Annotated in this window: 21 protein-coding genes; 18 read left to right on the top strand and 3 right to left on the bottom strand. The window is 65.9% G+C overall.

All coding sequences use genetic code 11. From position 1 onward, the window contains the following. Nucleotides 1–11: 11 nt before the first annotated feature. Together F816_RS0100755 and F816_RS0100760 are read right to left on the bottom strand one after the other, a co-directional pair. On the bottom strand, nt 12–1,085 hold the full coding sequence (locus F816_RS0100755) for an agmatine/peptidylarginine deiminase (protein ID WP_019593117.1): 1,074 nt from the start codon (nt 1,083–1,085) through the stop codon (nt 12–14). Next, nucleotides 1,082–1,414, bottom strand: a complete 333-nt coding sequence (locus tag F816_RS0100760; RefSeq protein WP_019593118.1) for a hypothetical protein — start codon at nt 1,412–1,414, stop codon at nt 1,082–1,084. Before F816_RS0100760 ends, F816_RS0100755 begins: the two co-directional genes overlap by 4 nt. A 144-nt stretch (nt 1,415–1,558) precedes the next feature. Between F816_RS0100760 and F816_RS0100765 the strand changes: the two genes are divergently transcribed. Together F816_RS0100765 and F816_RS0100770 are read left to right on the top strand one after the other, a co-directional pair. After that, the gene (locus F816_RS0100765; protein ID WP_018937609.1) at nt 1,559–2,809 is read left to right on the top strand and encodes a lipoprotein-releasing ABC transporter permease subunit; all 1,251 of its coding nucleotides are present in this window, start codon (nt 1,559–1,561) and stop codon (nt 2,807–2,809) included. Then, the gene (locus F816_RS0100770; protein ID WP_019593119.1) at nt 2,802–3,524 is read left to right on the top strand and encodes an ABC transporter ATP-binding protein; all 723 of its coding nucleotides are present in this window, start codon (nt 2,802–2,804) and stop codon (nt 3,522–3,524) included. The genes F816_RS0100765 and F816_RS0100770 overlap by 8 nt, the downstream gene beginning before the upstream one ends. Nucleotides 3,525–3,585: 61 nt before the next feature. Here the strand turns inward: F816_RS0100770 and F816_RS0100775 are convergent, their stop codons facing one another. Next, nucleotides 3,586–4,182, bottom strand: a complete 597-nt coding sequence (locus tag F816_RS0100775) for a DUF2062 domain-containing protein (protein WP_019593120.1) — start codon at nt 4,180–4,182, stop codon at nt 3,586–3,588. 215 nt (nt 4,183–4,397) lie between these two features. Here F816_RS0100775 and F816_RS0100780 point away from each other — a divergent pair, with 215 nt between their 5' ends. The 16 genes from F816_RS0100780 (at nt 4,398) to F816_RS0100855 (ending at nt 22,921) form a co-directional block, all read left to right on the top strand. After that, nucleotides 4,398–6,710: a DNA internalization-related competence protein ComEC/Rec2 gene (locus F816_RS0100780; protein ID WP_019593121.1), complete on the top strand. Its 2,313-nt coding sequence runs from the start codon at nt 4,398–4,400 to the stop codon at nt 6,708–6,710. A 9-nt stretch (nt 6,711–6,719) separates the two neighbouring features. Then, complete coding sequence (gene mtnA, locus F816_RS0100785; RefSeq protein WP_019593122.1) at nt 6,720–7,796, top strand: S-methyl-5-thioribose-1-phosphate isomerase; 1,077 nt, start codon at nt 6,720–6,722, stop codon at nt 7,794–7,796. Between the two features lie 142 nt (nt 7,797–7,938). Further along, on the top strand, nt 7,939–10,572 hold the full coding sequence (gyrA, locus tag F816_RS0100790) for a DNA gyrase subunit A (protein ID WP_019593123.1): 2,634 nt from the start codon (nt 7,939–7,941) through the stop codon (nt 10,570–10,572). Continuing rightward, nucleotides 10,569–11,648: a 3-phosphoserine/phosphohydroxythreonine transaminase gene (gene serC / locus F816_RS0100795; RefSeq protein ID WP_019593124.1), complete on the top strand. Its 1,080-nt coding sequence runs from the start codon at nt 10,569–10,571 to the stop codon at nt 11,646–11,648. Before gyrA ends, serC begins: the two co-directional genes overlap by 4 nt. Nucleotides 11,649–11,698: 50 nt before the next feature. After that, nucleotides 11,699–12,862 carry a 3-phosphoglycerate dehydrogenase family protein gene (locus F816_RS0100800; protein ID WP_019593125.1) on the top strand — a complete coding sequence of 388 codons (1,164 nt, stop codon included), beginning with the start codon at nt 11,699–11,701 and terminating at the stop codon, nt 12,860–12,862. Between the two features lie 3 nt (nt 12,863–12,865). Beyond that, entirely contained in the window at nt 12,866–13,981 is a 1,116-nt protein-coding gene (gene pheA, locus F816_RS0100805) for a prephenate dehydratase (RefSeq protein WP_019593126.1), read from the top strand. A gap of 17 nt (nt 13,982–13,998) precedes the next feature. Continuing rightward, on the top strand, nt 13,999–15,156 hold the full coding sequence (gene hisC / locus F816_RS0100810; RefSeq protein ID WP_019593127.1) for a histidinol-phosphate transaminase: 1,158 nt from the start codon (nt 13,999–14,001) through the stop codon (nt 15,154–15,156). Continuing rightward, a complete protein-coding gene (locus F816_RS0100815; protein WP_019593128.1) occupies nt 15,153–16,034 on the top strand; it encodes a prephenate dehydrogenase/arogenate dehydrogenase family protein in 882 nt (293 codons plus the stop codon). Before hisC ends, F816_RS0100815 begins: the two co-directional genes overlap by 4 nt. Before the next feature lie 6 nt (nt 16,035–16,040). Next, a complete protein-coding gene (aroA, locus tag F816_RS0100820) occupies nt 16,041–17,345 on the top strand; it encodes a 3-phosphoshikimate 1-carboxyvinyltransferase (RefSeq protein WP_026333071.1) in 1,305 nt (434 codons plus the stop codon). After that, complete coding sequence (cmk, locus tag F816_RS0100825) at nt 17,342–18,049, top strand: (d)CMP kinase (protein ID WP_019593130.1); 708 nt, start codon at nt 17,342–17,344, stop codon at nt 18,047–18,049. The genes aroA and cmk overlap by 4 nt, the downstream gene beginning before the upstream one ends. An 85-nt stretch (nt 18,050–18,134) precedes the next feature. After that, nucleotides 18,135–19,805 (top strand): 30S ribosomal protein S1, encoded by a 1,671-nt coding sequence (rpsA, locus tag F816_RS0100830; protein WP_026333072.1) that lies wholly within the window; start codon nt 18,135–18,137, stop codon nt 19,803–19,805. A 93-nt stretch (nt 19,806–19,898) separates the two neighbouring features. Next, the gene (locus F816_RS0100835; protein ID WP_018937599.1) at nt 19,899–20,195 is read left to right on the top strand and encodes an integration host factor subunit beta; all 297 of its coding nucleotides are present in this window, start codon (nt 19,899–19,901) and stop codon (nt 20,193–20,195) included. A 9-nt stretch (nt 20,196–20,204) separates the two neighbouring features. Beyond that, the gene (locus F816_RS0100840) at nt 20,205–20,522 is read left to right on the top strand and encodes a lipopolysaccharide assembly protein LapA domain-containing protein (RefSeq protein ID WP_018145703.1); all 318 of its coding nucleotides are present in this window, start codon (nt 20,205–20,207) and stop codon (nt 20,520–20,522) included. A gap of 69 nt (nt 20,523–20,591) precedes the next feature. Next, nucleotides 20,592–21,824: a tetratricopeptide repeat protein gene (locus F816_RS0100845; RefSeq protein WP_019593132.1), complete on the top strand. Its 1,233-nt coding sequence runs from the start codon at nt 20,592–20,594 to the stop codon at nt 21,822–21,824. Next, complete coding sequence (gene pyrF / locus F816_RS0100850) at nt 21,821–22,540, top strand: orotidine-5'-phosphate decarboxylase (protein WP_019593133.1); 720 nt, start codon at nt 21,821–21,823, stop codon at nt 22,538–22,540. The genes F816_RS0100845 and pyrF overlap by 4 nt, the downstream gene beginning before the upstream one ends. 99 nt (nt 22,541–22,639) lie before the next feature. Continuing rightward, nucleotides 22,640–22,921, top strand: coding sequence for a ComEA family DNA-binding protein (locus F816_RS0100855; RefSeq protein ID WP_018949517.1), 282 nt, complete (start codon nt 22,640–22,642; stop codon nt 22,919–22,921). The last annotated feature ends 11 nt before the right edge of the window (nt 22,922–22,932 follow it).

A 22,932-nucleotide genomic window follows, 5' to 3' on the forward strand; every position in this document is an offset into this window, starting at 1 on the left:
CGATCTGGTGATTATTCCTGCGGGATGCCAAGGGCGGCCGCAGGGTATTGCATGGTCAGGCAATGCAGGCTGCCGCCTTGGCGGATGATGGCCCGGCAGTCGATCTCCACGATGTCGCGCCCCGGAAAGCCTCCGGCGAGACGGTCGCGGGCGATGGCATCCGCGGGATCGTCGTAGACGGGCAGGAGTACGGCGCCGTTCAGGATCAGGAAATTGGCATAGGTGGCGGCCAACCGCCGGCCGTCCTCAACGATCGGCGCCGGCCACGGAAGCGGAATCAGGTGATAAGGCTCGCCGGAAGCTTGGCGCAGGGCGTGGAGTTCCTGCTCCATCGCCTGTAGCTCCGGGTAATGCGGGTCTTGCGGATCATCGCACTGGACGTAGGCGATCGTATCGCGGGCGCAGAAGCGGGCCAGCGTGTCGATATGGGCATCCGTGTCGTCGCCCTCCAGCTGCCCGTGTTCCAGCCAGAGGATCCGCTCCGCACCTAGCCATTCGCCGAGGTGCTGTTCCAGCCCGGTGCGATCCAGATCGGGGTTGCGGGTGCTGGAGAGCAGGCAGCGCGCGGTAGTGAGCAGTGTGCCGGCGCCATCGGATTCGATGGACCCGCCTTCGAGGATCAGCCCGGTGGGTTCCGGTACACAGCTGCCGAATACGCCCTGGCTGGCCAGGGCCCGAGTGATCGCATTGTCCAGGTCGGCGGGGTATTTGCCGCCCCAGCCGTTGAAGGTAAAGTCCAGCAGGCGTGGCTGATTGCCGTCGAATACCGTGATGGCGCCATGGTCGCGCGCCCAGGTGTCGTTGCTCGAGGCCAGGGCAAACCACAGCCGGTCGGGCCGGATGGCGGTCTCGGTCAGGAAGCCGGAGATCTCCTCGATGTGCTCGGGATCGCGCGCGACGATGATGACCGGCTCGTACTGGCTGATGCTCGCGGCAATGGTGGCAAATACCGGGTGCACCTGATCCAGGATGGGTGCCCAGTCCGTGGCGTCATGCGGCCAGGTCAGCTGGATCGCACCCTGGGGCTCCCACTCGGCGGGGAGGCGGCGTTTGGGCGGCACCGGGGTGGCGTCCCCGGTACTCATGGACGGTCGGAGCGGGATCCGTTGCGCACTGCGCTGTGCAGGACGAACTCGCCCTCGAAGAACACAGAGAAGTCGGCATAGTCCCAGCGTGTGATCGGCGGATCGCCCACGGTGGCGTGGCGTTGTTCCGGCTCGCCGTGCTGGCGGATGACCGCTGACTGGCTCTGGCCACGGGTTGGAGCCCCTTCACGTTCCTTTACCGTGAAACCCCCTTCGGGGCTGCGCAGGATGTCGGCCGAGGCGGTGGCCATGGCCCCGGTGAAAAGCGCCAGTACAAGGGCGCTGGCCGCGGTGCGCACGGTGCTGCCCCGGCGCGCGCCGGACTTCAAGGTGGGGTTCGTTGCGTAGCATTTCCCTGGCATGGCCAACTCTCCGTTTGCTGGATGGCTCCATGTTAGCGTCAACCGCGACGCCATGCCTCCCCCGAGGCTTCCCCTATAGGCGCGACCCGGTATCTCTGGCATGCTTTCGCGATGTTTCGCCCCCTGACCCTTGCCATCGGCCTGCGCTATACGCGTGCCAAGAGGCGTAACCACTTCATCTCGTTCATCTCGGTGGTGTCGATCATCGGGCTGGTGCTCGGCGTGATGGCGCTGATCACCGTGTTGTCGGTGATGAACGGGTTCGAGCGCGAATTGCGCGAGCGCATCCTGGGGATGGCCTCGCATGCGACCATCGGTGAGGCCAACGGAGGGCTGCGTGACTGGGAGCGCCTGCAGCGCGAGGCGCCGGACATCGATGACCGGGTGGTGGCCGCGGCCCCTTATGTTCAGGGCGAGGCGATGCTGAGTGCGCGCGGGAACATCTCCGGGGCGCTGATCCGCGGTGTGGAGCCAGAGGCAGAGGAACGGGTGGCGCGCATCGGTGAACACATGATCCGGGGCGAGCTGGGGAGCCTGGAGGGCGGTCGCTACCGCGTCGTGCTCGGGCGCGAACTGGCGGCGGAACTGCGTGTGCAGGTTGGCGATTCGATCATCCTGATGGCTCCCCAGGCCTCGGTGTCGCCGGCCGGGGTGATGCCGCGCATGCGGCGCTTCGAGGTGTCCGGCCTGTTCGAGGTCGGCATGTATGAATACGACCGGGGGACTGCCTTCATCCATCTGGAGGACGCCCAGGCGGTGTTCCAGATGGGCGATCAGGTCACCGGGCTGCGGCTGCGGCTGACCGACATGATGCAGGCCGGGGTGATTGCACGTGACGTCGCGGCGCAGCTGGACGGGCTTTTCCGGGTGTCCGACTGGACCCGTCAGCACGCGAATCTCTTCCGCGCCATCCAGATGGAGAAGATGGTGATGTTCATCATCCTCTCGCTGATTGTGGCGGTGGCCGCCTTCAATATCGTCTCGACCCTGATCATGCTGGTGACCGACAAGCAGGGGGATATCGCGATCCTGCGAACGCTCGGGTTGTCGCCCGCAGGCATCATGGTGATCTTCATGGTCCAGGGGGTCGTGATCGGGGCGATCGGCATCCTCCTGGGTACCGCGGCCGGGGTCGCGCTGGCGTCCAATATCGATGTCGTCGTGCCCTTTATCGAGCGGCTGGTTGGCGTCGAATTCCTGTCCGCCGAGGTCTATTACATCAGTGACTTGCCATCTGAACTTAAACTGTCAGATGTTCTCCGGGTCGGCATCCTGGGCTTCCTGCTGACGGTCGTGGCCACCCTGTTCCCGGCCTGGCGCGCGGCCCGTACCCAGCCGGCGGAGGCGCTGCGCTATGACTGACCGCGAGACCCCGGTCCTCGAGGCGTTGGGCGTGGAACGCCGTTTCCGCGACGGCAAGCTGGATGTGGCCGTGCTGGACGGGGTTGATTTCGCCCTGCAGCCGGGGGACCAGACCGCGATCATCGGCGCCTCGGGCAGCGGCAAGAGCACGCTGCTGCACCTGCTCGGTGGTCTGGATCGCCCGACCGCCGGCGAGGTGCGCTTGCTGGGCACGGACTGGACTCGCATGAGCGAGGCGCGGCGCGGGCATCTGCGCAACCAGCATCTGGGGTTCGTTTATCAGTTCCACCACCTGTTGCCGGAACTGACGGCCGCCGAGAATGTGGCCCTGCCACTGCTGATCCGGCGGATGTCCAACCGCAAGGCGCGGGAGGAGGCCCGACACTGGCTGCAGCAGGTGGATCTGGGCCACCGCCTGGAGCACAAGCCTTCGGAACTCTCAGGTGGCGAGCGTCAGCGAGTCGCGATCGCCCGCGCGCTGGTCACCCGACCCTCGGCGATCCTGGCGGATGAGCCGACCGGGAACCTGGATCAGGAGCGGGCGGCGCAGGTGTTCGAGCTGCTGCGCGCGATGAATCGCTCTACTGGCACCGCGCTGGCCCTGGTCACCCACGATATTACCCTGGCGCGCGAGCTGGACCGCTCGGTGCAGCTGGTCAAGGGGCACCTCGAGCCGGAGGTGTTCGACGGCCAATTGGCGGCGGTCCACGAATAGGCCCCCGTGCAGCGCGAATCCGCGCGCCTGGCAGCATCGGACCCTGAACGGGCTCGGTTGATCAGTCCAACGGCGGTTGCTTCTTGTTCGATTTTTCCTCTTCGCTGCGTTCCGCGGCTTCGCGTTCCGCCAGTTCCTTGCGCAGGCGCCGCAGATAGCGGCGGCTGCGCACGCGCTGGACCACGTTCAGCCGCCACAGGAAGCGCACGAGCAAATAGCCCGACAGGCTTGCGACCGACCCGAGCAGGACGCTGCCGAGGAGCAGGGGCTGCCAGATGGTCAGTAACTCCGTGCTGAACCACTCCCAGCTCCAGTCCAGGCGGATATCGCGACGGGGTTCGCCCAGAAGCTTGCGCCCGATCGTGTAGGCCGTATACAACATGGGCGGCATGGTGATCGGGTTGGAGATCCAGACCAGGATCACCGAAATCGGCAGATTGACGCGGACGATAATAGCCACGGCCGCCGCGATCAGCATCTGCATGGGCAGTGGCAGGAAGGTCACGAAGAGCCCTACGGCAAACGCACCAGCCACGGAGCGGCGGTTCAGATGCCACAAATCCGGCGACCCCAGGCGCGGCCCCAGCGGGGCGAGCGCCTTGTGCCCACGCATGCGCTCCATGCCGGGAAACATCTTCTTGATGATGTGTCTTGCCATGTTCCGGGTTGCCGATGGTGCGCCTGGCGCGGGTTCGCGACCGCGCATGTGGGTTCCATTCTCGCTGATTTGGGCCGGCGAATGCCCGTGTCGGCGGTCACGTGGATCTTGGGCCGCGCAGTAGGCCGATCGTTCAGGGCCCCAACGTGACCGCTTTCACCCTCGGGCTGCTGGTCACGGGTTGGTGGCTGCACCGGCTGCCGGAGCCGCTTCCGATGGCCCCGGGTCTGGTGCTCGCCCTGCTGATGGTGACCGCCGGTGCCAGCGCCGGCCTGCGACGATTCGGCTACCGGGCTACCGTGCCGTGGGCGATGGCCCTTGGCGTGGTGGTCGCCTGGGGGATCGTCTCCGTGACCGCGAACACCTGGCTCGAGGAGGCCTTGGCGCCTTCGCTTGCGGGAGAAGAGGTCACGGTTCTCGCCACGGTCACCAGTTTGCCGGAACACACGGGGCATCGCAGCCGTTTCCGGGTCACGGTGGAGGCGGTAATCGCAGGGCCGGAGGCATTCCGTGCCCGCGAGCTCCTGGTGGCGGCGTATCCAGCGCGGCCGGAGGTCGAGGCTGGCACACGCGGCCACATGGCCCTGCGCCTGCGCCCAGCCGAGGGGCCCGCGAATCCCGGTGGGTTCGACCGCGCAGGGTGGTTTTACCGCGAGGGCCTGCATGGCTCCGCGACGCTGCTTGATCTGGAGCTCCTCGGGAAGGGCGGGAAGGGAGTGCCGGCCGCACCGGCACGGCCTTGGCGGGCCGAGCTGCACCGCGTCCGCGGCGGGCTGCGCGAGCGGCTGGAAGTCGCGGCCCCGGAGCTCCGCCATCCGGGGCTGGTACAGGCCCTGGTGATCGGCGACCGTCAGGGCATGACCGCGCAGGAATGGCAGGCCTTTCTACGCACCGGGACTAATCATCTGATGGCGATTTCCGGGCTGCATGTGGGCCTGGTCGCTGGTTTTGTCGGGCTGCTCTCGGGGTTCATCTGGAGCGGGTTGGTGCCGCTGCAACGGGTAATGCGGAAGGCGGCCTTCATGGCGCTGGCCGGTCTGGCGGGGGCTGCGGTGTATGCCGCGCTGGCCGGGTTCAGTATCCCGACCCAGCGCGCGTTGATCATGCTCGCGGCCTTCATGGCGGCCCTATTGTGGCGCCGCGAGGCCTTTGCCTGGCGAGGTCTGATGCTGGCCGCGATCGCGGTCGTGCTGTGGCAGCCGACGAGTGTGCTGGCCCCCGGTTTCTGGTTTTCGTTTGGTGCAGTCGCGGTCATTCTTCTGTTGTTGCAGGGGCGCTCGGGGCGTCCGGGCTGGCGCGAGGCGGGGAGTATCCAGGTGATGCTGGCGCTGGCGATGCTTCCGCTCAGTCTCGCCTGGTTCCATTTGGGTTCGTGGGTCGCGCCGGTGGCCAACCTGGTGGCAGTGCCAGTGATCAGCCTGCTGGTGCTGCCGGTGTTGCTGGTCGGGGCAGGGCTGGCCGCCTTGTGGGCACCCTTGGGTCAGCCGTTCCTGCACGCGGGCGACGGCGTGCTGGCTCTGCTCGTCGGATTGCTGGATCTCCTGTCCGGATTGCCCGTGCTGGTGGACGAGCGGCGGGTCCCGCTGGTTGCGAGCCTGCTGGGTGGGGTCGCGGTGCTCGTGGCCCTGCAACCACGGCTGCGTCTGGGTGCCGTTTGGGTCGTGCTCGCCGGCATGGCGCTGGCCTTGCCCATGCGACCGGATATCGAGCCGGGTGCCGTGCACGTGCTCCTGCTGGATGTCGGGAACGGGCAGTCGGCCTTGCTGCAGACGCGTAACCACAACCTGTTGTTCGATGCGGGTCCCGGGCGTGCGGGTGGCTACAGTGCGGGTGAACAGATTGTGGTCCCGACCCTCCGGGCGGAGGGTGTGCGGCGGCTGGATCGCATGATCCTCAGCCACGAACACGCTGCGCACGCCGGAGGCAGCGCCGGGGTCCGGGGTTCCATACCCGTGGTCGAGACCCTGCGACGGGTGCCGGCAGAAGCCGATGAGCGGGCGTGCGAGGTCGGAGAGCGCTGGGAATGGGACGCGGTGCGATTCGAAGTGCTGCATCCGCCGCCCGGATGGGATGGCAGCGCCTCGGCCTCCTGCGTGCTGGCGGTGGAGACGGCCGGTGGCGTCCGTCTGTTGCTGTCGGGCGGGCTTGGAGGTCTGGGCGAGGCAGTGCTGATGCGTAATGTGCCGGACAGGCGTGCCAGTGACCTCCTGGTGCTGCCGCGCGGAGCTGGCGCGGACAGCTTGAGCCGGGGCTGGCTGGAGGATGCGCCGCCGCGCATCGCCTGGGCGAGTACCGATGGGCGCGGGAGGGGCCTGGAGGGCGATGTGCGTGAACGTCTGCAGGCTGCCTGCGTTCCACTGCAGGAGACCGGGCTGCATGGCGCATTGCGGCTGGAGGCGAACTCGGTGCTGGAGGTGGGGCCCGGTCATCGGGCCCGCCACCGGAGGCTCTGGCAGCCTGCGCTCTTGCCGCCCTCCCGCGAGCAGGAGGGTTGCATCCCAACGCCGACGGACGAGACACGCTGGTAGAATGACCGGATGAGTCTCGAACATTCCGACAGTATCCGCCCCATCCGCTTCCGCGAGGGCGCGCTCCAGTTGCTGGACCAGCGCCGCCTCCCGCAGGAGAGCGTCTGGCAAACCTATCAGGACGCGCCCGCCGTCGCCGTAGCGATCCGCGACATGGTCGTGCGCGGGGCCCCGGCGATCGGCATCACGGCGGCATTCGGTGTGGTGTTGGCTTGCCAGCGCGCGACAGGTCAGGGCGACTGGCGCGCGCGGGTGGCCGCCGATATCGAGACCCTGCGCGGTTCCCGTCCCACCGCGGTGAACCTGTTCTGGGCACTGGATCGCATGCAGGCGGTCGTGGCCGCCAGCCAGTCGGTAGATGCGGCCGCGAGCGAGACCCGGGCAGTAGCCGAGCAGATGCTGGAGGCGGACATCGCGGGCAATCGCCATCTGGGCGCCCTGGGTGCGCAATTGATCGAGCCGGGCCGCGGCGTGCTGACCCACTGCAACACGGGTTCGCTGGCAACCGGTGGATATGGCACCGCGCTCGGCGTGATCCGTGCCGCCTGGGACGCCGGGCGCATCAAGGAGGTGTTTGCGGACGAGACCCGACCCTGGCTGCAGGGCAGCCGACTGACCGCCTGGGAGCTGGTGCACGACGGCATTCCGGTGCAGGTGCTGTGCGAGGGGGCGGCGGCCAGCCTGTTGCGCTCCGGCCGGGTGGGCTGGGTGATCGTCGGGGCGGACCGAATTGCCGCCAACGGCGATACCGCCAACAAGATCGGCACCTACGGCCTGGCGCTGCTGGCGCGTGCCCACGGCGTGCGGTTCATGGTGGCGGCACCGGTGGCGACGATCGACTTCGAGATGGCGGACGGGTCGGGTATCCCCATCGAGCAGCGCGGGGAGGACGAGGTGCTGGCGCTGGCCGGCCAGCGGGTGGCGGCCGAGGGGGCACGCGGATACAACCCGGCCTTTGACGTGACGCCGGCGGACCTGATCGACGCCATCGTCACCGAACGCGGTGTGGTCGAGGACCCGACGCGGGAGCGCCTGGCCACCCTGCGCGCGTCGGCTGACGCGGAATCGGCCACGACCGGGGCCTGACACCCGGGAAAATGGGGCCGGCACAGGCCGGTGTCGGGCCTGAGAGCCTCGGAGAACCGTTTTGAGGGGAGAAAAGGGCGCCCCCAGTGGTTACCCCTGTGGTATCATCGCGAGCTTGTTCAGACGGACGGCGTAACCCTCGATGGCTGAATTTGCCAAGGAAGTTTTTCCGGTCAATCTCGAAGACGAGATGCAGCAGTCTTACCTCGATTATGCGATGAGCGTAATCGTGGGCCGGGCCCTCCCCGATGTCCGTGACGGCCTCAAGCCGGTCCATCGCCGCGTGCTCTACGCGATGCGCGAGTTGGGCAACGACTACAACAAGCCGTACAAGAAGTCGGCGCGTGTGGTCGGTGACGTCATCGGTAAATACCACCCGCATGGCGACTCCGCCGTCTACGACGCCATCGTGCGCATGGCGCAGCCGTTTTCGATGCGCTACATGCTCGCGGATGGGCAGGGCAACTTCGGTTCCATCGACGGGGACTCGCCGGCGGCCATGCGCTACACCGAGGTGCGCATGGCGCGCATCGCGGCCGAGCTGCTAGCCGATATCGACAAGGAAACCGTCGATTTCATCGACAACTACGATGGTTCGGAGAGCGAGCCGACCGTCCTGCCGAGCAAGTTTCCGAATCTTCTGGTCAATGGCTCCGCCGGGATCGCGGTGGGGATGGCGACCAACATCCCGCCGCATAACCTGCGCGAGGTGATCAACGCCTGCGTGGCGCTGATCGACGACCCCGACATCTCCATCGAGGGCCTGATGGAGCACGTGCCGGCGCCGGATTTCCCCACCGCCGGCATCATCAACGGCATCGACGGCGTGCGCGAGGCCTATCGCACCGGTCGCGGCCGGGTCCTGATCCGGGCGCGTTCGCACGTGGAGCCGCTGGAAGGCGGCCAGCGCGAGGCGATTGTCGTCACCGAGCTGCCCTACCAGGTGAACAAGGCGCGTCTGACCGAGAAGATCGCCGAGCTGGTGAAGGAAAAGCGCATGGAGGGCATCTCCGAGTTGCGCGACGAGTCGGACAAGGACGGCATGCGCCTGGTCATCGAGCTCAAGCGCGGCGAGATGGCCGAGGTGGTCCTGAACCACCTGTACATGCACACCCAGATGCAGAACGTCTTCGGCATCAATATGGTCGCGCTGGTGGATGGCCAGCCGAAGGTGCTGGATCTGCGCCAGGTGCTGCGGGCCTTCCTGCGTCATCGCCGTGAGGTGGTGACCCGGCGCACGATCTTTGATCTGCGCAAGGCGCGCGAACGCGCCCATATCCTGGAAGGCCTGGCGATTGCCCTGGCCAATATCGATCCGGTGATCGAACTGATCCGGGCCGCCCCGAGCCCGGCCGAGGCCAAGGCGGGGCTGCTGGCGCGCGCCTGGCCACTGGGCGTGGTCAGCGACATGCTGGATCGCGCCGGGGCCAGTGCGTCGCGTCCCGAAGACATGGCGCCGGAATACGGCGTGAGCGAGGACGGCTATCGCCTGTCCGAGGGCCAGGCCCAGGCAATCCTGGATCTGCGTCTGCACCGCCTCACCGGGCTGGAGCAGGACAAGATCCTCGACGAATACCGCGACTTGCTGGAGTTGATCGAAGACCTGCTGGATATCCTCGGTTCCGGTGATCGCCTGCAGCAGGAAATCCGCAACGAGCTGCTGGGCGTGGCCGAGCAGTTCGGCGACGAGCGCCGCAGCGAGATCCGCGAGCGCCAGGCCAACCTGACGCTGGAGGATCTGATCGGCGAGGAGGACGTGGTCGTCACGCTGTCGCACGCCGGCTACGTGAAGTACCAGCCCGTGGCCGACTACCGCGCCCAGCGCCGGGGCGGTCGCGGCAAGGCGGCGACCAGCTTCAAGGAAGAGGACTTCATCGACCGGCTGGTGGTGGCCAATACCCATGACACGATCCTGTGCTTCTCCAGTCGCGGCCGGGTGTACTGGCTGAAGGTCTATGAGCTGCCGCAGGGCTCGCGGGCCGCGCGCGGCAAGCCGATCGTCAATCTGCTGCCGCTGGAAGCGGATGAACGCATCAGCACGATCCTGCCGGTGCGTGAATACGATCCGGATCATTACGTGTTCATGGTGACCACGCAGGGGACCGTGAAGAAGACCCCGCTGACGGATTTCTCGCGCCGCCGTGCCTCCGGCATCATCGCGGTGGATCTGCGTGAGGGCGACCACCTGGTGGATGTGTCCCTGACCGATGGCACCCTGGATGTGATGCTGGTGACTACCGCCGGCAAGGCCGTGCGGTTCCACGAGAGCGACGTGCGGGCCATGGGGCGGACCGCCTGTGGCGTACGCGGCGTGCGCATGGAGGATGAACAGCGAGTCATCGCGCTGCTGAATGTCGACGAGGGATCGGCGCTGCTGGCGACCGAACACGGCTACGGCAAGCGCACCCGTTTCGACGAGTTCCCGGTGCATCGCCGTGGCGGCCAGGGCGTGATCGCGATCCAGACCGAGGGCCGGAACGGCTTGCTGGTCGGCGCGGCGCGCGTGCTGGACGACGACGAGGTCATGCTGATCACCAATGGCGGGACACTGGTGCGGACACCGATCGACCAGATTCCATTGATCGGTCGCAACACGCAGGGCGTGCGTCTGATCCGTCTGGATGAAGACGAAAACCTGGTCGAGCTCGCCCGGGTTGCCCAGTTGCAAGGCGAGGACGGCGTCGAAGACGATGAAGAGCCCGGTCAATCGGAAATCGGGACGGACCCGGACCCGGAGACGGGTCCCGAATCCAGTGACGATGGAGAACAGGCATGACGCGAGTGATGAACTTCAGCGCGGGGCCGGCGGCCCTGCCTCAGGCGGTGCTCGAACGGGCGCGTGACGAGCTGCTGGACTTCCGCGGGTCCGGGATGTCCGTGATGGAGATGAGCCACCGAGGCAAGCCCTTCATGGCCGTTGCCGAGAAGGCGGAGCAGGACCTGCGCAAGCTGATGGACATCCCCGAAAACTACTCGGTGTTGTTCCTGCAGGGCGGGGCGACCGGGCAGTTCGCCGCCATCCCGATGAATCTGGCCAACGGCCAGGGCATGGACTACATCGATACCGGGGCCTGGTCCGGCAAGGCAATCAAGGAGGCTCAGAAGTACGGGCCGGTGAATATCGTGGCCAGCTCGCAAGCGAGCGGGTACGACTCGATCCCGGATCGCGCCTCGTGGAAACTGGACCCGAACGCCGCCTACGTGCACTACACCCCGAACGAGACCATCGGCGGAGTGGAATTCCCGGATATCCCGGATGTGGGTGACGTACCGCTGGTGGCGGACATGTCCTCCACCATCCTGTCGCGTCCGATCGACGTCTCGAAGTTCGGCGTGATCTATGCCGGGGCGCAGAAGAACATCGGCCCGGCCGGCCTGACCGTGGTGATCGTGCGCAATGACCTGCTGGAGCGCGACAAGGGCAACGTGCCGGCGGTGCTGGACTGGGCGCTGCAGGCCAAGAACGATTCGATGTACAACACCCCGCCGACCTTTGGCTGGTACCTGGCCGGGCTGGTGTTCGAATGGTTGCTGGAGCAGGGCGGCCTGGAGAGCATGGGCAAGATCAACCAGCGCAAGGCCGCCAAGCTGTACCAGTACATCGACAACTCCGCCTTCTATCGCAACCCGGTCGAGCCCTCGGCCCGGTCGTGGATGAATGTGCCGTTTATCCTGGCGGATGATTCCCTCGACGGGACGTTCCTCAACGAGGCGGATGCGGCCGGCCTGTCCTCGTTGAAGGGACATCGCTCGGTGGGCGGGATGCGCGCAAGTATCTATAACGCCGTGCCGGAAAGCTCCGTGGATGCCCTGATCGATTTCATGGCGGACTTCGAGAACCGCCACGCCTGATCCTGTTGAATCGTGGTTGCCGGGCATAGCTACCGGGCCAGGAGGTCGTGATGTACCGAATTCAGACCTACAACAACATCGCCGTGCGTGGGCTGGACCGCTTCCCGCGCGACCACTACGAGGTCGCGTCGGACATCAACCAGCCAGACGCCTTGATGCTGCGGTCGTTCGACCTGCATTCGGTGGAGATCCCGGATTCCGTCCTGGCCGTCGGACGCGCCGGCAGCGGGGTGAACAACATCCCGGTGGAGGCGCTGTCCGAGCGCGGGGTGGCGGTGTTCAATGCCCCGGGCGCCAATGCCAACGCCGTGAAGGAACTGGTGATTGCCGGTCTGCTGTTGGCCGCGCGCAATCTGTTGCCGGCGGCAGGCTACGTGCAGGGGCTGGACCCCACCAAGGAGGACTTCATGTCCTCGGTGGAGCACGGCAAGAAGAAGTTCACCGGCTTCGAACTGCCCGGCCGGCGCCTGGCCGTGCTCGGCCTGGGTGCGATCGGTGTGGGTGTGGCCAATGCCGCGCGGGCGCTCGGCATGGAGGTGGTGGGCTTCGACCCGAAGGTGACGGTCGAGAACGCATGGCGTCTGGACTCCGGCATCGAGCGCGCGCGCTCGGTGGAAGCCGCGATGGAGGGGGCCGATGCGGTCACCGTGCATGTGCCACTGACCGAGAACACCGCCAATTTGGTCAACGCGAAGAACCTGAGCGGGATGAATGCCGGGGCCATGGTGCTGAACCTGGCGCGCGAGGGCATCGTGGACGACGCCGCGGTGCGCGAGGGACTGGACGCCGAACGCCTGCACGCCTACATCACCGATTTCCCGGTGCAGGGCATGATGGGGCACCCGCGGGTAATCACCCTGCCGCATCTGGGGGCCTCGACGACCGAGTCAGAGGAGAATTGCGCAGTGATGATCGCGGATCAGCTGCGTGACTACCTGGAAAACGGCAATGTGGTCAATTCGGTGAATCTGCCGACCCTGGTGCTGGACCGCAAGGGGGATACCCGGATCGCCGTCGTCAACCGCAACCTGCCGGATCGGGTCGGGCGCATCTCGCATACCCTGGGTGAGTCCAACATCAACATCCTGCACTTGATGAACGACTCCCGCGGCGACATTGCGTACACCCTGCTGGATGTGGATGGCCAGCCGGACCAGGCGACCCTGGATGCACTGCATGAGATCGATGGCGTGCTGCGGGCGCGGGTGCTGTAGATCGTGGCCGGGGACCCGCATTCGTCGCAGCCCGCCGACGGCCAGGAAGATCTGGCTGGCCTGCGGGCGCGCATCGACGCGCTGGACGCCGAGCTGCTTGAGCGGCTGAGCGAGCGTGCCCGCTGCGCCGAGGCCGTGGCCCGGGTGAAGCGCAGCCAGGAGAACAATCCGGTGTTCTATCGTCCGGAGCGCGAAGCCGAGATCCTGCGCCGGGTGCGTGAGCAGAACCCCGGCCCGCTGTCCGGCGAAGCGATTACCCGGCTGTTCCGCGAAATCATGTCCGAATGCCTGGCGTTGGAGCATCCGCTCCATGTGGCCTATCTGGGACCGGTGGGCACCTTTACGCATCTGGCGGCGCGCAAGCATTTCGGCCATGCGGTCGAGACCCAGCCGCTGGCCTCTATTGATGCCGTGTTCGACGCCGTAGAGACCGGTCGCGCGCAGTTCGGCGTGGTGCCCATCGAGAACAGCTCCGAGGGGGTGGTAACCCACACGGTCGACTGCTTCATGGATTCTTCGCTGCAGATCTGCGGTGAGGTCGTGACCCCGATTCACCACCATCTGCTGACGCACGCCGAGGACCTCGGTCAGGTCCGGCGCGTGCTGGCCCACGCCCAGGCGCTGGCGCAATGCCGCCAGTGGCTGGACGCGGAGCTGCCGCACGCCGAACGCGAGGCGGTCTCCAGCAATGCCCGCGCAGCCGAGATTGCGGCGCAGGACCCGACCGTGGCGGCACTCGCCAGCCAGGCCGCGGCCGACCATTACCAGATCCCGGTGCGGGCGCCGCACGTGGAAGATCGCGCCGACAACACCACCCGTTTCCTGATCATCGGTTCCGGCACCACGGAGCCCAGCGGCGCGGATCGCACCTCGGTGATGCTGACGACCGCCAATCGCCCGGGATCGCTGTATGCGCTGCTCAAGCCGATTGCGGAGTCGGGTATCAGTCTGACCCGCATCGAGTCGCGCCCGTCGCGCTGCACGCCGTGGAACTACGTGTTCTTTCTCGACCTGGTTGGCCACCAGCAGGATCCGCTGATCCGCGAATGTCTGGAGCAGCTGCGCGCGAGCGCCGATACCGTCAAGGTGCTGGGGAGCTATCCCCAGGCCGCCACCTGAATCCCCGAGGTTTCCGCATGGCATCCAATCCTTCCGTATCCGCTACGGCCGGCCCGGCGTTTGATCCGGTGACTCTGGCGGTTGCTGGCGTCCAGGGGCTTAGCCCCTACCAGCCGGGCAAGCCCGTGGCCACGCTGGAACGCGAACTGGGGATTACCCAGGCGGTCAAGCTGGCCTCCAACGAGAATCCGCTGGGCCCGTCGCCCCTTGCGGTGAAAGCCGGGCGCGCGGCGCTGGCCGATGCGCATGTCTATCCCGACGGCAATGGCTTCGAGCTGAAGGCGCGTCTGGCCGAACGTCATGGCGTGACCCCGGAGCAGATCACCCTCGGCAATGGCTCCAACGAGGTGCTGGAGTTGGTTGCACGGACCTGGCTGGCGCCGGGGCGTGCCGCTGTGTTTTCCGCCCATGCGTTTGCGGTCTATCCCCTGGTGACCCAGGCGGTGGATGCCGAGGCACGGGTTGCCCCAGCGCTGCCTGCCGACCATCCGGAGCAGCCCTTCGGCCATGATCTTGATGCGATGCAGGCACGAGTGGATGGTGACGTGCGGGTCGTGTTCGTGGCCAACCCGAACAACCCGACTGGCACCTGGCTGGATGCTGCGGCGCTGGAGGCCTTCGTGGCCGCGATGCCGGCGACCACCGTGGTGGTGATCGACGAGGCCTATTTCGAGTATGTCGAGGAGGCCGAGTATCCGGACACCACGCAATGGCTGGATCGCTATCCGAATCTGATCGTCACCCGGACCTTCTCCAAGATCCAGGGCCTGGCCGGACTGCGGCTCGGCTATGCGGTCAGCTCGCCGGCCATCGCGGACCTGCTGAATCGAGTGCGCCAGCCGTTCAATGTGAATGCGATTGCCCAGGCGGCCGGCCTGGCCGCGCTGGACGACGACGAGCATGTGGAAAAGTCGGTGGCCATCAACCGGGAGGGGGTTCGCCAGGTGAGCACCGCCCTGCGCGAGCAGGGCTTGCGCGTGATCCCGTCGGTGGGCAATTTCGTGACGTTTGACACCGGCCGGGATCCGGGCCCGGTATATGACGCCATGCTGCGCGACGGCGTGATTACGCGCCCGGTCGAGAATTACGGTCTCCCCGGGCATCTCCGCGTCACGGTCTCGACCCGTGCGGACAATGACCGCTTTCTCGCGGCCCTGAAAAAGGCCCTGGCGTGATCGAACGGCTGGTCATCTTCGGCGTCGGGCTGATCGGCGGTTCGCTGGCCCTGGCCCTGCGCGAGGCAGGGGCCGTGCGCGAGATCGTGGGTTGTTCGCGCAATGCAGACAACCTGCGCGAGGCGCAGCGCCTCGGCGTGATCGATCGCTGGACCACCGATGTCGCCGAGGCCGCCGAGGGCGCGGACCTGGGCGTGCTCGCCGTCCCGTTGGGGGCGATGGAGCCACTGGCGCGCGACCTGGCTGCGGCGTGGCCCGAAGACAGCCCGCTGACCGATGTGGGCAGCAGCAAACAGGCCGTGATCGATGCGGTGGGTGCCGGGTTCGGCAAGGTCCCGCGCGCGTTTGTCCCCGGCCATCCGATTGCGGGAACCGAGAAGAGCGGGGTGGGGGCGGCCTTTGCCACCTTGTTCCGTGAGCGCCTGGTAATCCTGACACCGGTCGATGCCACGAATGCGATGGCGACCGACCGAGTGGCCGCGATGTGGCAGGCCGCCGGGGCCCGGGTCGAATACATGACCCCGGCGCACCACGATCGGGTGCTGGCCGCGACCAGTCATTTGCCCCATGTGCTGGCCTTCACGCTGGTGTCGTCGCTTGCGAACATGAGCGAGCGCGACGAGATCTTTCATTACGCCGCCGGGGGCTTTCGCGATTTCACGCGCATTGCCTCCAGCGATCCGGTGGTCTGGCGGGATATCTGTCTCGCCAATCGAAACGCCATCCTCGAGGTGATCGGGCAGTACCAGACCGATTTGGAGGGTTTGCGCAGCGCCATCGAGCACGGCGATGCCGCGACCATCGAAAAGAGCTTTGAACACGCCAAGGAAACCCGCGATCGCCTTTGCGACCCCGCGGACGCGCAACTGGATACCTGAAAATCGATGAATACCTTTACCGTACAGCCCGGAGGGCAGCTTTCAGGCCGCGCCCGCGTGCCGGGCGACAAGTCGATCTCCCACCGGGCGATCATGCTGGGTGCGCTGGCCGAGGGCGAGACGCGTGTGACCGGATTCCTCGAGGGAGCCGATTGCATTGCCACGCTAGAGGCGTTTCGCGCGATGGGCGTGGCGATCGAACGGACCGGTCCGGGCGATGTACACATTCAGGGTGCCGGCGTGCACGGGCTCAAGGCCCCGGCGGCGGCGCTGGACATGGGCAACTCGGGAACGGCGATGCGGCTGCTGTGCGGCGTACTGGCCGGTCAGGCGTTTGACAGCGAGCTGGTCGGCGATCGCTCCCTGAGCGGGCGGCCGATGCGCCGAGTCACCGACCCGCTCGCCCACATGGGTGCGCACATCGAGACCAGCGCGACCGGGACGCCACCGTTGCGGGTACACGGCGGGGCCCCGTTGCGGGGTACGGATCATGTATTGCAAGTCGCCAGTGCCCAGGTGAAATCGGCCTTGTTGTTGGCCGGTCTTTGGGCGGACGGCAGGACCTGCGTGACCGAGCCGGCGCCCACCCGCGATCACACCGAGCGGATGCTGGCCGGATTCGGCTATCACGTGGAGCGCGACGGTCCCCGTACCTGTGTCGAGGGCGGCGGGCGCCTGGTCGCAAGCGCGGTGGACGTGCCGGCGGACATCTCGTCGGCGGCGTTCTTCCTGGTCGGGGCCTCGATTGCCACCGGCTCGCGCATGCGCCTGGAGCATGTGGGGATCAATCCGACGCGCACCGGCGTGATCGACATCCTGCGTCTGATGGGCGCCGAGATCCGCGTCCTCGATGAGCGCGAGGCCGGCGGCGAGCCCGTGGCCGATCTCGAGGTCGAGGCAGCTGCTCTGAAGGGGATCCAGATCCCCGAGCATCTGGTGCCACTGGCAATCGATGAATTCCCGGCAATCTTCGTCGCCGCGGCCTGTGCTGAGGGCGAGACGGTCCTGACTGGCGCGGAGGAGCTGCGGGTCAAGGAAAGTGACCGTATCCAGGTGATGGCCGATGGTCTGGCCGCGCTGGGCGTGGACTGCGCGGTGCAGCCGGATGGCATTCGCATCCAGGGCGGTGACGGTTTCACTGGGGGCGAGGTCGACAGCCATGGCGATCACCGCATCGCCATGTCGTTCGCGATGGCCGGGCTGCGTGCCCGAGCGCCGATCCGCATCCGCGATTGCGCAAACGTGGGGACCTCTTTCCCCGGCTTCGTGGCGCTGGCGCGTGAGGCCGGGCTGCAACTGGAGGCAGCATGAGCACGCCCATTCCGGTACTGACCATTGATGGCCCCGGTGGTGCAGGGAAGGGCACGGTCTGTATGCGCGTGGCGGCGGCGATGGGCTGGCATCTTCTGGATAGCGGAGCCCTCTATCGGCTGTTGGGGCTGGCTGCGCGGCAGCACGGCGTGGAACTGACTGACGAGGAGGCACTGGCCCGCCTGGCTGCGGGTCTGGATGTGGATTTCGAGGTCAATCGGGATGCCACGGCCGTGACCACGCTGCTGGAAGGCGCACCCGTGGACCAACTTCTGCGCACGGAGCAGACGGGCAGTGACGCCTCGCAGGTCGCGGCGATTCCGGCGGTGCGCGAGGCGCTTCTGGAGCGTCAGCGCGGGTTCGCCAAGGCCCCGGGGCTGGTCGCCGACGGGCGCGACATGGGCACTGTCGTGTTCCCCGAAGCGGACCTGAAGATCTTCCTGACGGCCTCGGCCGAGGAGCGGGCCAGGCGGCGATATATGCAGTTGAAGGAACAAGGACTTAGTGCTAACCTCTCCGCCCTTCAGGACGAGATGGAGGCCCGCGACCGGCGTGATCGCGAACGCAGCGTGGCCCCCCTCAAGCCCGCCGAAGATGCCTGGGAAGTGGATACCACGGACCTGGACATCGTCGGCGTGGTGGACATGATCCTGGAACGCCTCCGGGACGTACTCCCGGAACAAAGCCCCCGCCCCGCGGAATAAGCCGTCGGAAGCGGGATCATAAACGTCTAGAACTGGTTGCAGGAAGTCTCTGCAAGCATTTGTTAAACCACAGGTTCACAAATCCATGAGTGAAAGTTTCGCGCAACTGCTCGAAGAGAGCATGGCCTACACCCAGATGCAGCCGGGTGCCATCCTCAGTGCCACCGTCATTGAGGTCACCCCGGAAGTCGTCGTGGTGAACGCCGGCCTGAAGTCCGAGGGGGTCATTCCCACCGAGCAGTTCATGAACGAAGAGGGTGAGCTCGAGGTCAAGGTCGGCGATGTCGTCGAAGTGGCCCTCGAAACCCCGGAAGACGGTTTCGGCGAGACGCGCATGTCGCGCGAGAAGGCCAAGCGAGCCAAGGCCTGGGACCGTCTCGAAGGTGCGATGGAAGAAGAGCAGTACGTCACCGGCAAGATCTCGGGCAAGGTCAAGGGTGGCTACACCGTCGAGCTGGGCGATATCCGGGCGTTCCTGCCGGGTTCACTCGTGGATGTCCGTCCGGTGCGCGATACCGCGTATCTGGAAGGCAAGGAGCTGGAGTTCAAGCTCATCAAGCTGGATCGCCGTCGCAACAACGTGGTTGTGTCGCGTCGTGCCGTGGTCGAGCAGGAATACAGCGCCGAGCGCGAAGAACTGCTGAAGAACCTGCAGGAAGGCGCGCAGGTCAAGGGTATCGTCAAGAACCTGACCGACTACGGGGCATTCCTGGATCTGGGCGGCATCGACGGCCTGCTGCACATCACCGACATGGCCTGGAAGCGCGTGAAGCATCCGTCCGACGTGGTCGAGATCGGCCAGGAAGTCGAGGTCAAGGTCCTGAAGTTCGACCGCGAACGCATGCGCGTATCGCTGGGCCTGAAGCAGCTCGGCGAGGATCCGTGGGAAAACATCACCCGCCGTTACCCGACCGGCACCCGGATCTTCGGCAAGGTCACCAACATCACCGATTACGGCTGCTTCGTGGAGATCGAAGACGGCGTGGAAGGCCTGGTGCACGTGTCCGAGATGGACTGGACCAACAAGAACGTCAACCCGGGCAAGATGGTTGCCATCGGTGACGAGGTCGAGGTGATGATCCTGGACCTGGACGAAGAGCGCCGCCGCATCTCGCTGGGTATGAAGCAGTGCCAGTCCAACCCGTGGGACGACTTCGCCGCCAACCACAACCGGGGCGAGAAGGTCAGTGGCCAGATCAAGTCGATCACCGATTTCGGTGTGTTTGTTGGCCTGGAAGGCGGCATCGACGGACTGATTCACCTGTCCGACCTGTCCTGGCACGAGGCCGGCGAAGAGGCGATCCGCAACTTCAAGAAGGGTGATGAGGTCGAGGCCGTGGTCCTGTCCGTGGATCCCGAGCGCGAGCGCATCTCCCTGGGTCTGAAGCAGCTGGACCGCGATCCGTTCGCCAACTTCGTGGCCGAGCACAGCAAGGGCAGCATCGTGTCCGGTACCGTGAAGGAAGTGGACGCCAAGGCCGCGGTGATCGAGCTGGCCGACGGCATCGACGGCATCCTGCGTGCCGCCGACATCTCCCAGGATCGTGTGGAGGATGCCAGCACCGTGCTGAAGGTTGGCGAAACCGTCGAAGCCCGATTCATGGGCGTGGACAAGAAGACCCGCGCCATCAGCCTGTCGATCAAGGCCAAGGATCGTGCCGAGGAAGCCGAGATGGTGTCCGATTACGGCAGCAATGCCGGTAGCGGTACCACCCTGGGCGATCTGCTCAAGGAGCAGATGGACAAGAACGACTAAGTCCGTTCTGCGGCGGCCCACGGTGCCGGAAGGTGCCGTGGGCCATTTTGTTCCGGGAAACCGGGTTTCCTTCCTGTCTGTGACGAGTGCCTGATGACCAAATCGGAATTGATCGAGAACCTCGCCCGGAAATCGCCCCATTTGCCTGCCAGGGATGTCGAGATGTCGGTCAAGGCATTACTCGAACGGATGAGTCATGCGCTGGCCAATGGGCAGCGGGTAGAGATTCGCGGCTTCGGCAGTTTTTCCCTCCATTTCCGGCCCCCAAGGCTGGGACGTAACCCCAAGACCGGTGAAAGCGTTGCCTTGCCCGGTAAGCATGTCCCCCATTTCAAGCCCGGCAAGGAATTGCGCGAACGGGTAAACGGCTCCATCGACGGGAACGACTAGGGACCGTCCGTGGACGACCGACGTCGACAGCAGATTCGCAATGCCGTGGCCTTTGCCGCGCTTATCGTGATTTCGTCCGCTGTTGGCATTCTTGTTGTATTGAACGAAGACCTGGTGACCCTTGCGTTACCCGGTGTACAGATCGAGGCGCCGCTCGTGGTGTTCCTCGGGATTGCGGCCCTGTTCGGGGTCGTTTTGGCTTCGCTTGTACTCTGGCTGCGGCTGCGCCGGTTGCGTCAAAAGATTGCAGACCTGCGCGAACAGAACCATGCCCTCAAGGTCGAGGTCGAGCAGTTGCGTACCGCGCCCATGCGGGATTTCTACTAGTCACGTGGCGCGCATGCGGCCACTGACGCCCCACACGTTTCTTTTCTCATCCGGGAACCATTCTCGCTCATGATCGACGACTGGTTCTGGTTGCTGCTCCCTATTGCGGCTGCGAGTGGCTGGTGGCTCGCGCGTTACGGCGTGCCGGAAGACCGTGAGGAACGGGAGCCGTCACTGGATCGCTACCTGGAAGGTGTGCGCCACCTCCTCGACGACCGCACGGATGATGCCCTTCAGGCCTTCATCGAAATGGTGGAAGTCGATCACGAAACCTTCGAGACCCATGTAATCCTGGGCCGGCTGTTCCGGCGCCGGGGCGAGGTCGATCGCGCCATCCGGATCCATCAGAACCTGGTCGCACGGCCCACGTTGCCCGCGGCGCAGCGGGCGCAGGCCCTGTGCGAACTGGGTGAGGATTTTCTCCTGGCCGGCGTATTGGATCGGGCGGAGGCGGTGTTTCGCGAATTGGCGGATTCGCCGCATCAGGCGGTCGCCGCACTGGAAGGCCTGCGTCAGGTCTACGAGACCCAGCGGGAATGGGAACGTGCGATCGAGGTGGGCGACCGGTTGAAGGAACATGGGGTCGCGCACGAGCATCAGAGGATCGCGCATTATCATTGCGAACTGGCCCAGCTCGCGCTGGACAAGGGTGACTGGGAAAGCGCCAGAACGCGGGCGGAACAGGCCGAGGGCCTGGTGCCGGGGCTTTCGCGGGCACTGCTGATTCAGTCGGAGATCGCGGCACGCAGGGGCGAGATCCGTGATGCGATCGGATTCGGACGCGACGCGGTGGCGCGTACCCCGCAGCTGGCGCCCTTGCTGGTACCGCGTATCGAGCGGTTGCATCAGGAGCTGCCTGGGGAGAATCGTCTGGGGCAGCTCGAGGAGCTCCTCGACGATCTTGCGCGCAACCGTGGGATCACAATGGCGCGCATTGCCCTGATGCGTCTATACCGACGTACGGGCCGGCTGGATGCCGCGCTGATGGAGCTGGGTTCGATCCTGGCACAGCGTCCGGTGCCGACCTCGGGATTGCTGGAGGCGGTACGCTGGATGAAGATTCTCCCGGCGGTCCAGCAATACAGCACCGAGTTTGCGGCATTCGAAAAGGCCCTGGCGGACCAGCTCGGGAGCCAGCATCTATACCAGTGCGTGAACTGTGGCTATCAAGGGCGTGCGCATGTGTGGCAGTGCCCAAGCTGTCGTCGCTGGGATACGCTGCGCGGTCTCGACTTCGACATTGATCAGACGACGGAGGCCGCCGAGGAGGCGCTCATCCGCGAAGGGAGTCCCCGTTCATGAATCCGATTCCGGAACCTTCAACGCGCCTGATTGTGGCGCTCGATTTTTCCGAGGCCGAAGCCGCACTGGCGTTCGCCCGAAAGCTCGATCCAGCCCAGTGCGCGCTGAAGGTCGGGTTTGAGCTGTTCGTGGTCGCCGGGCCCGAACTGGTGCACCGTCTGCACGGCCTGGGTTTTCGCGTCTTTCTGGATCTGAAGTTCCACGACATCCCGAATACGGTGGCGGCGGCTTGTCGGGCCGCGGCGCGGACCGGTGTCTGGTTGATTAACGTGCATGCCAGTGGCGGTGAAGAGATGATGCGCGCCGCGCACGCGGCGGTGCGCGAGACGAATGACACGACGGCGCTTCTGGCCGTAACGGTGCTGACCTCCAGTGACGCCGGTACCTTGCGTGAGATCGGCGTGAATCGCAAACCGGCCGAGCAGGTGCGTCTGCTGGGCGAACTGGCGGTGCGCAAGGCGGGCCTGGAAGGGCTGGTCTGTTCGGCGCAAGAGGCCGCCATGCTGCGCCGTCTGCTCGGCGAGGAACCGCTGCTGGTAACGCCCGGAATTCGGCTGGAGGACGCGGGCGGGGACGATCAGAAGCGGGTGATGACCCCCGAGCGGGCGATCGCGGCCGGGGCCAGCGCCATCGTGGTCGGCCGGCCCATCACGCGCGCCGCGGACCCGGGCATGGCCATGGAGGCCTTCGTCACACGATTGGGGAAGAGCGAATGACGTCGTGGATTGGAGGGGTTTTCGAAGGGCATTAATCCCGCTAGGATGCCGTTGGTGCATGGATGCACCGATCGTTCAATGAAGATAAGGAGCGTTTTCATGAAGAAGCTTTTTCAATGTGCGAAGTGCTGGGCCCTGGCGGGCCTCTGCGTCCTGCCGTTGGTGATGGTGACGGCCTCGGGTGGGCAGCCGCTCAACCTGAATGGCGCATCCGCCGAAGAGCTGGCCGCGCTGGACAACGTCGGTCCGGTGAAGGCCCAGGCGATCGTGGAGCACCGGGAGGCACATGGTGAGTTCGCTTCGGTGCAGGCACTGACCGAGGTCTCCGGGATTGGTGAACGCACCGTGGAGATGAATCTCGACCGCATCGTCGTCGAGTAACGTTGTAGCGT

The sequence above is a fragment of the Thioalkalivibrio sp. ALM2T genome (assembly GCF_000381505.1).
In the GTDB taxonomy this organism is placed as follows: Bacteria; Pseudomonadota; Gammaproteobacteria; order Ectothiorhodospirales; family Ectothiorhodospiraceae; genus Thioalkalivibrio; species Thioalkalivibrio versutus.

Excerpts from the sequence above, each read along its gene's own strand:
- F816_RS0100765 (WP_018937609.1), top strand. The coding sequence starts at position 1,559 with ATGTTTCGCCCCCTGACCCTTGCCATCGGCCTGCGCTATACGCGTGCC.
- hisC (WP_019593127.1), top strand. The coding sequence starts at position 13,999 with ATGGCATCCAATCCTTCCGTATCCGCTACGGCCGGCCCGGCGTTTGAT.
- gyrA (WP_019593123.1), top strand. The coding sequence starts at position 7,939 with ATGGCTGAATTTGCCAAGGAAGTTTTTCCGGTCAATCTCGAAGACGAG.
- F816_RS0100755 (WP_019593117.1), bottom strand. The coding sequence starts at position 1,085 with ATGAGTACCGGGGACGCCACCCCGGTGCCGCCCAAACGCCGCCTCCCC.
- F816_RS0100855 (WP_018949517.1), top strand. The coding sequence starts at position 22,640 with ATGAAGAAGCTTTTTCAATGTGCGAAGTGCTGGGCCCTGGCGGGCCTC.
- F816_RS0100780 (WP_019593121.1), top strand. The coding sequence starts at position 4,398 with ATGGCCCCGGGTCTGGTGCTCGCCCTGCTGATGGTGACCGCCGGTGCC.
- F816_RS0100775 (WP_019593120.1), bottom strand. The coding sequence starts at position 4,182 with ATGGCAAGACACATCATCAAGAAGATGTTTCCCGGCATGGAGCGCATG.
- pyrF (WP_019593133.1), top strand. The coding sequence starts at position 21,821 with ATGAATCCGATTCCGGAACCTTCAACGCGCCTGATTGTGGCGCTCGAT.
- mtnA (WP_019593122.1), top strand. The coding sequence starts at position 6,720 with ATGAGTCTCGAACATTCCGACAGTATCCGCCCCATCCGCTTCCGCGAG.
- F816_RS0100845 (WP_019593132.1), top strand. The coding sequence starts at position 20,592 with ATGATCGACGACTGGTTCTGGTTGCTGCTCCCTATTGCGGCTGCGAGT.
- rpsA (WP_026333072.1), top strand. The coding sequence starts at position 18,135 with ATGAGTGAAAGTTTCGCGCAACTGCTCGAAGAGAGCATGGCCTACACC.
- F816_RS0100770 (WP_019593119.1), top strand. The coding sequence starts at position 2,802 with ATGACTGACCGCGAGACCCCGGTCCTCGAGGCGTTGGGCGTGGAACGC.
- cmk (WP_019593130.1), top strand. The coding sequence starts at position 17,342 with ATGAGCACGCCCATTCCGGTACTGACCATTGATGGCCCCGGTGGTGCA.
- aroA (WP_026333071.1), top strand. The coding sequence starts at position 16,041 with ATGAATACCTTTACCGTACAGCCCGGAGGGCAGCTTTCAGGCCGCGCC.
- serC (WP_019593124.1), top strand. The coding sequence starts at position 10,569 with ATGACGCGAGTGATGAACTTCAGCGCGGGGCCGGCGGCCCTGCCTCAG.
- F816_RS0100800 (WP_019593125.1), top strand. The coding sequence starts at position 11,699 with ATGTACCGAATTCAGACCTACAACAACATCGCCGTGCGTGGGCTGGAC.
- F816_RS0100835 (WP_018937599.1), top strand. The coding sequence starts at position 19,899 with ATGACCAAATCGGAATTGATCGAGAACCTCGCCCGGAAATCGCCCCAT.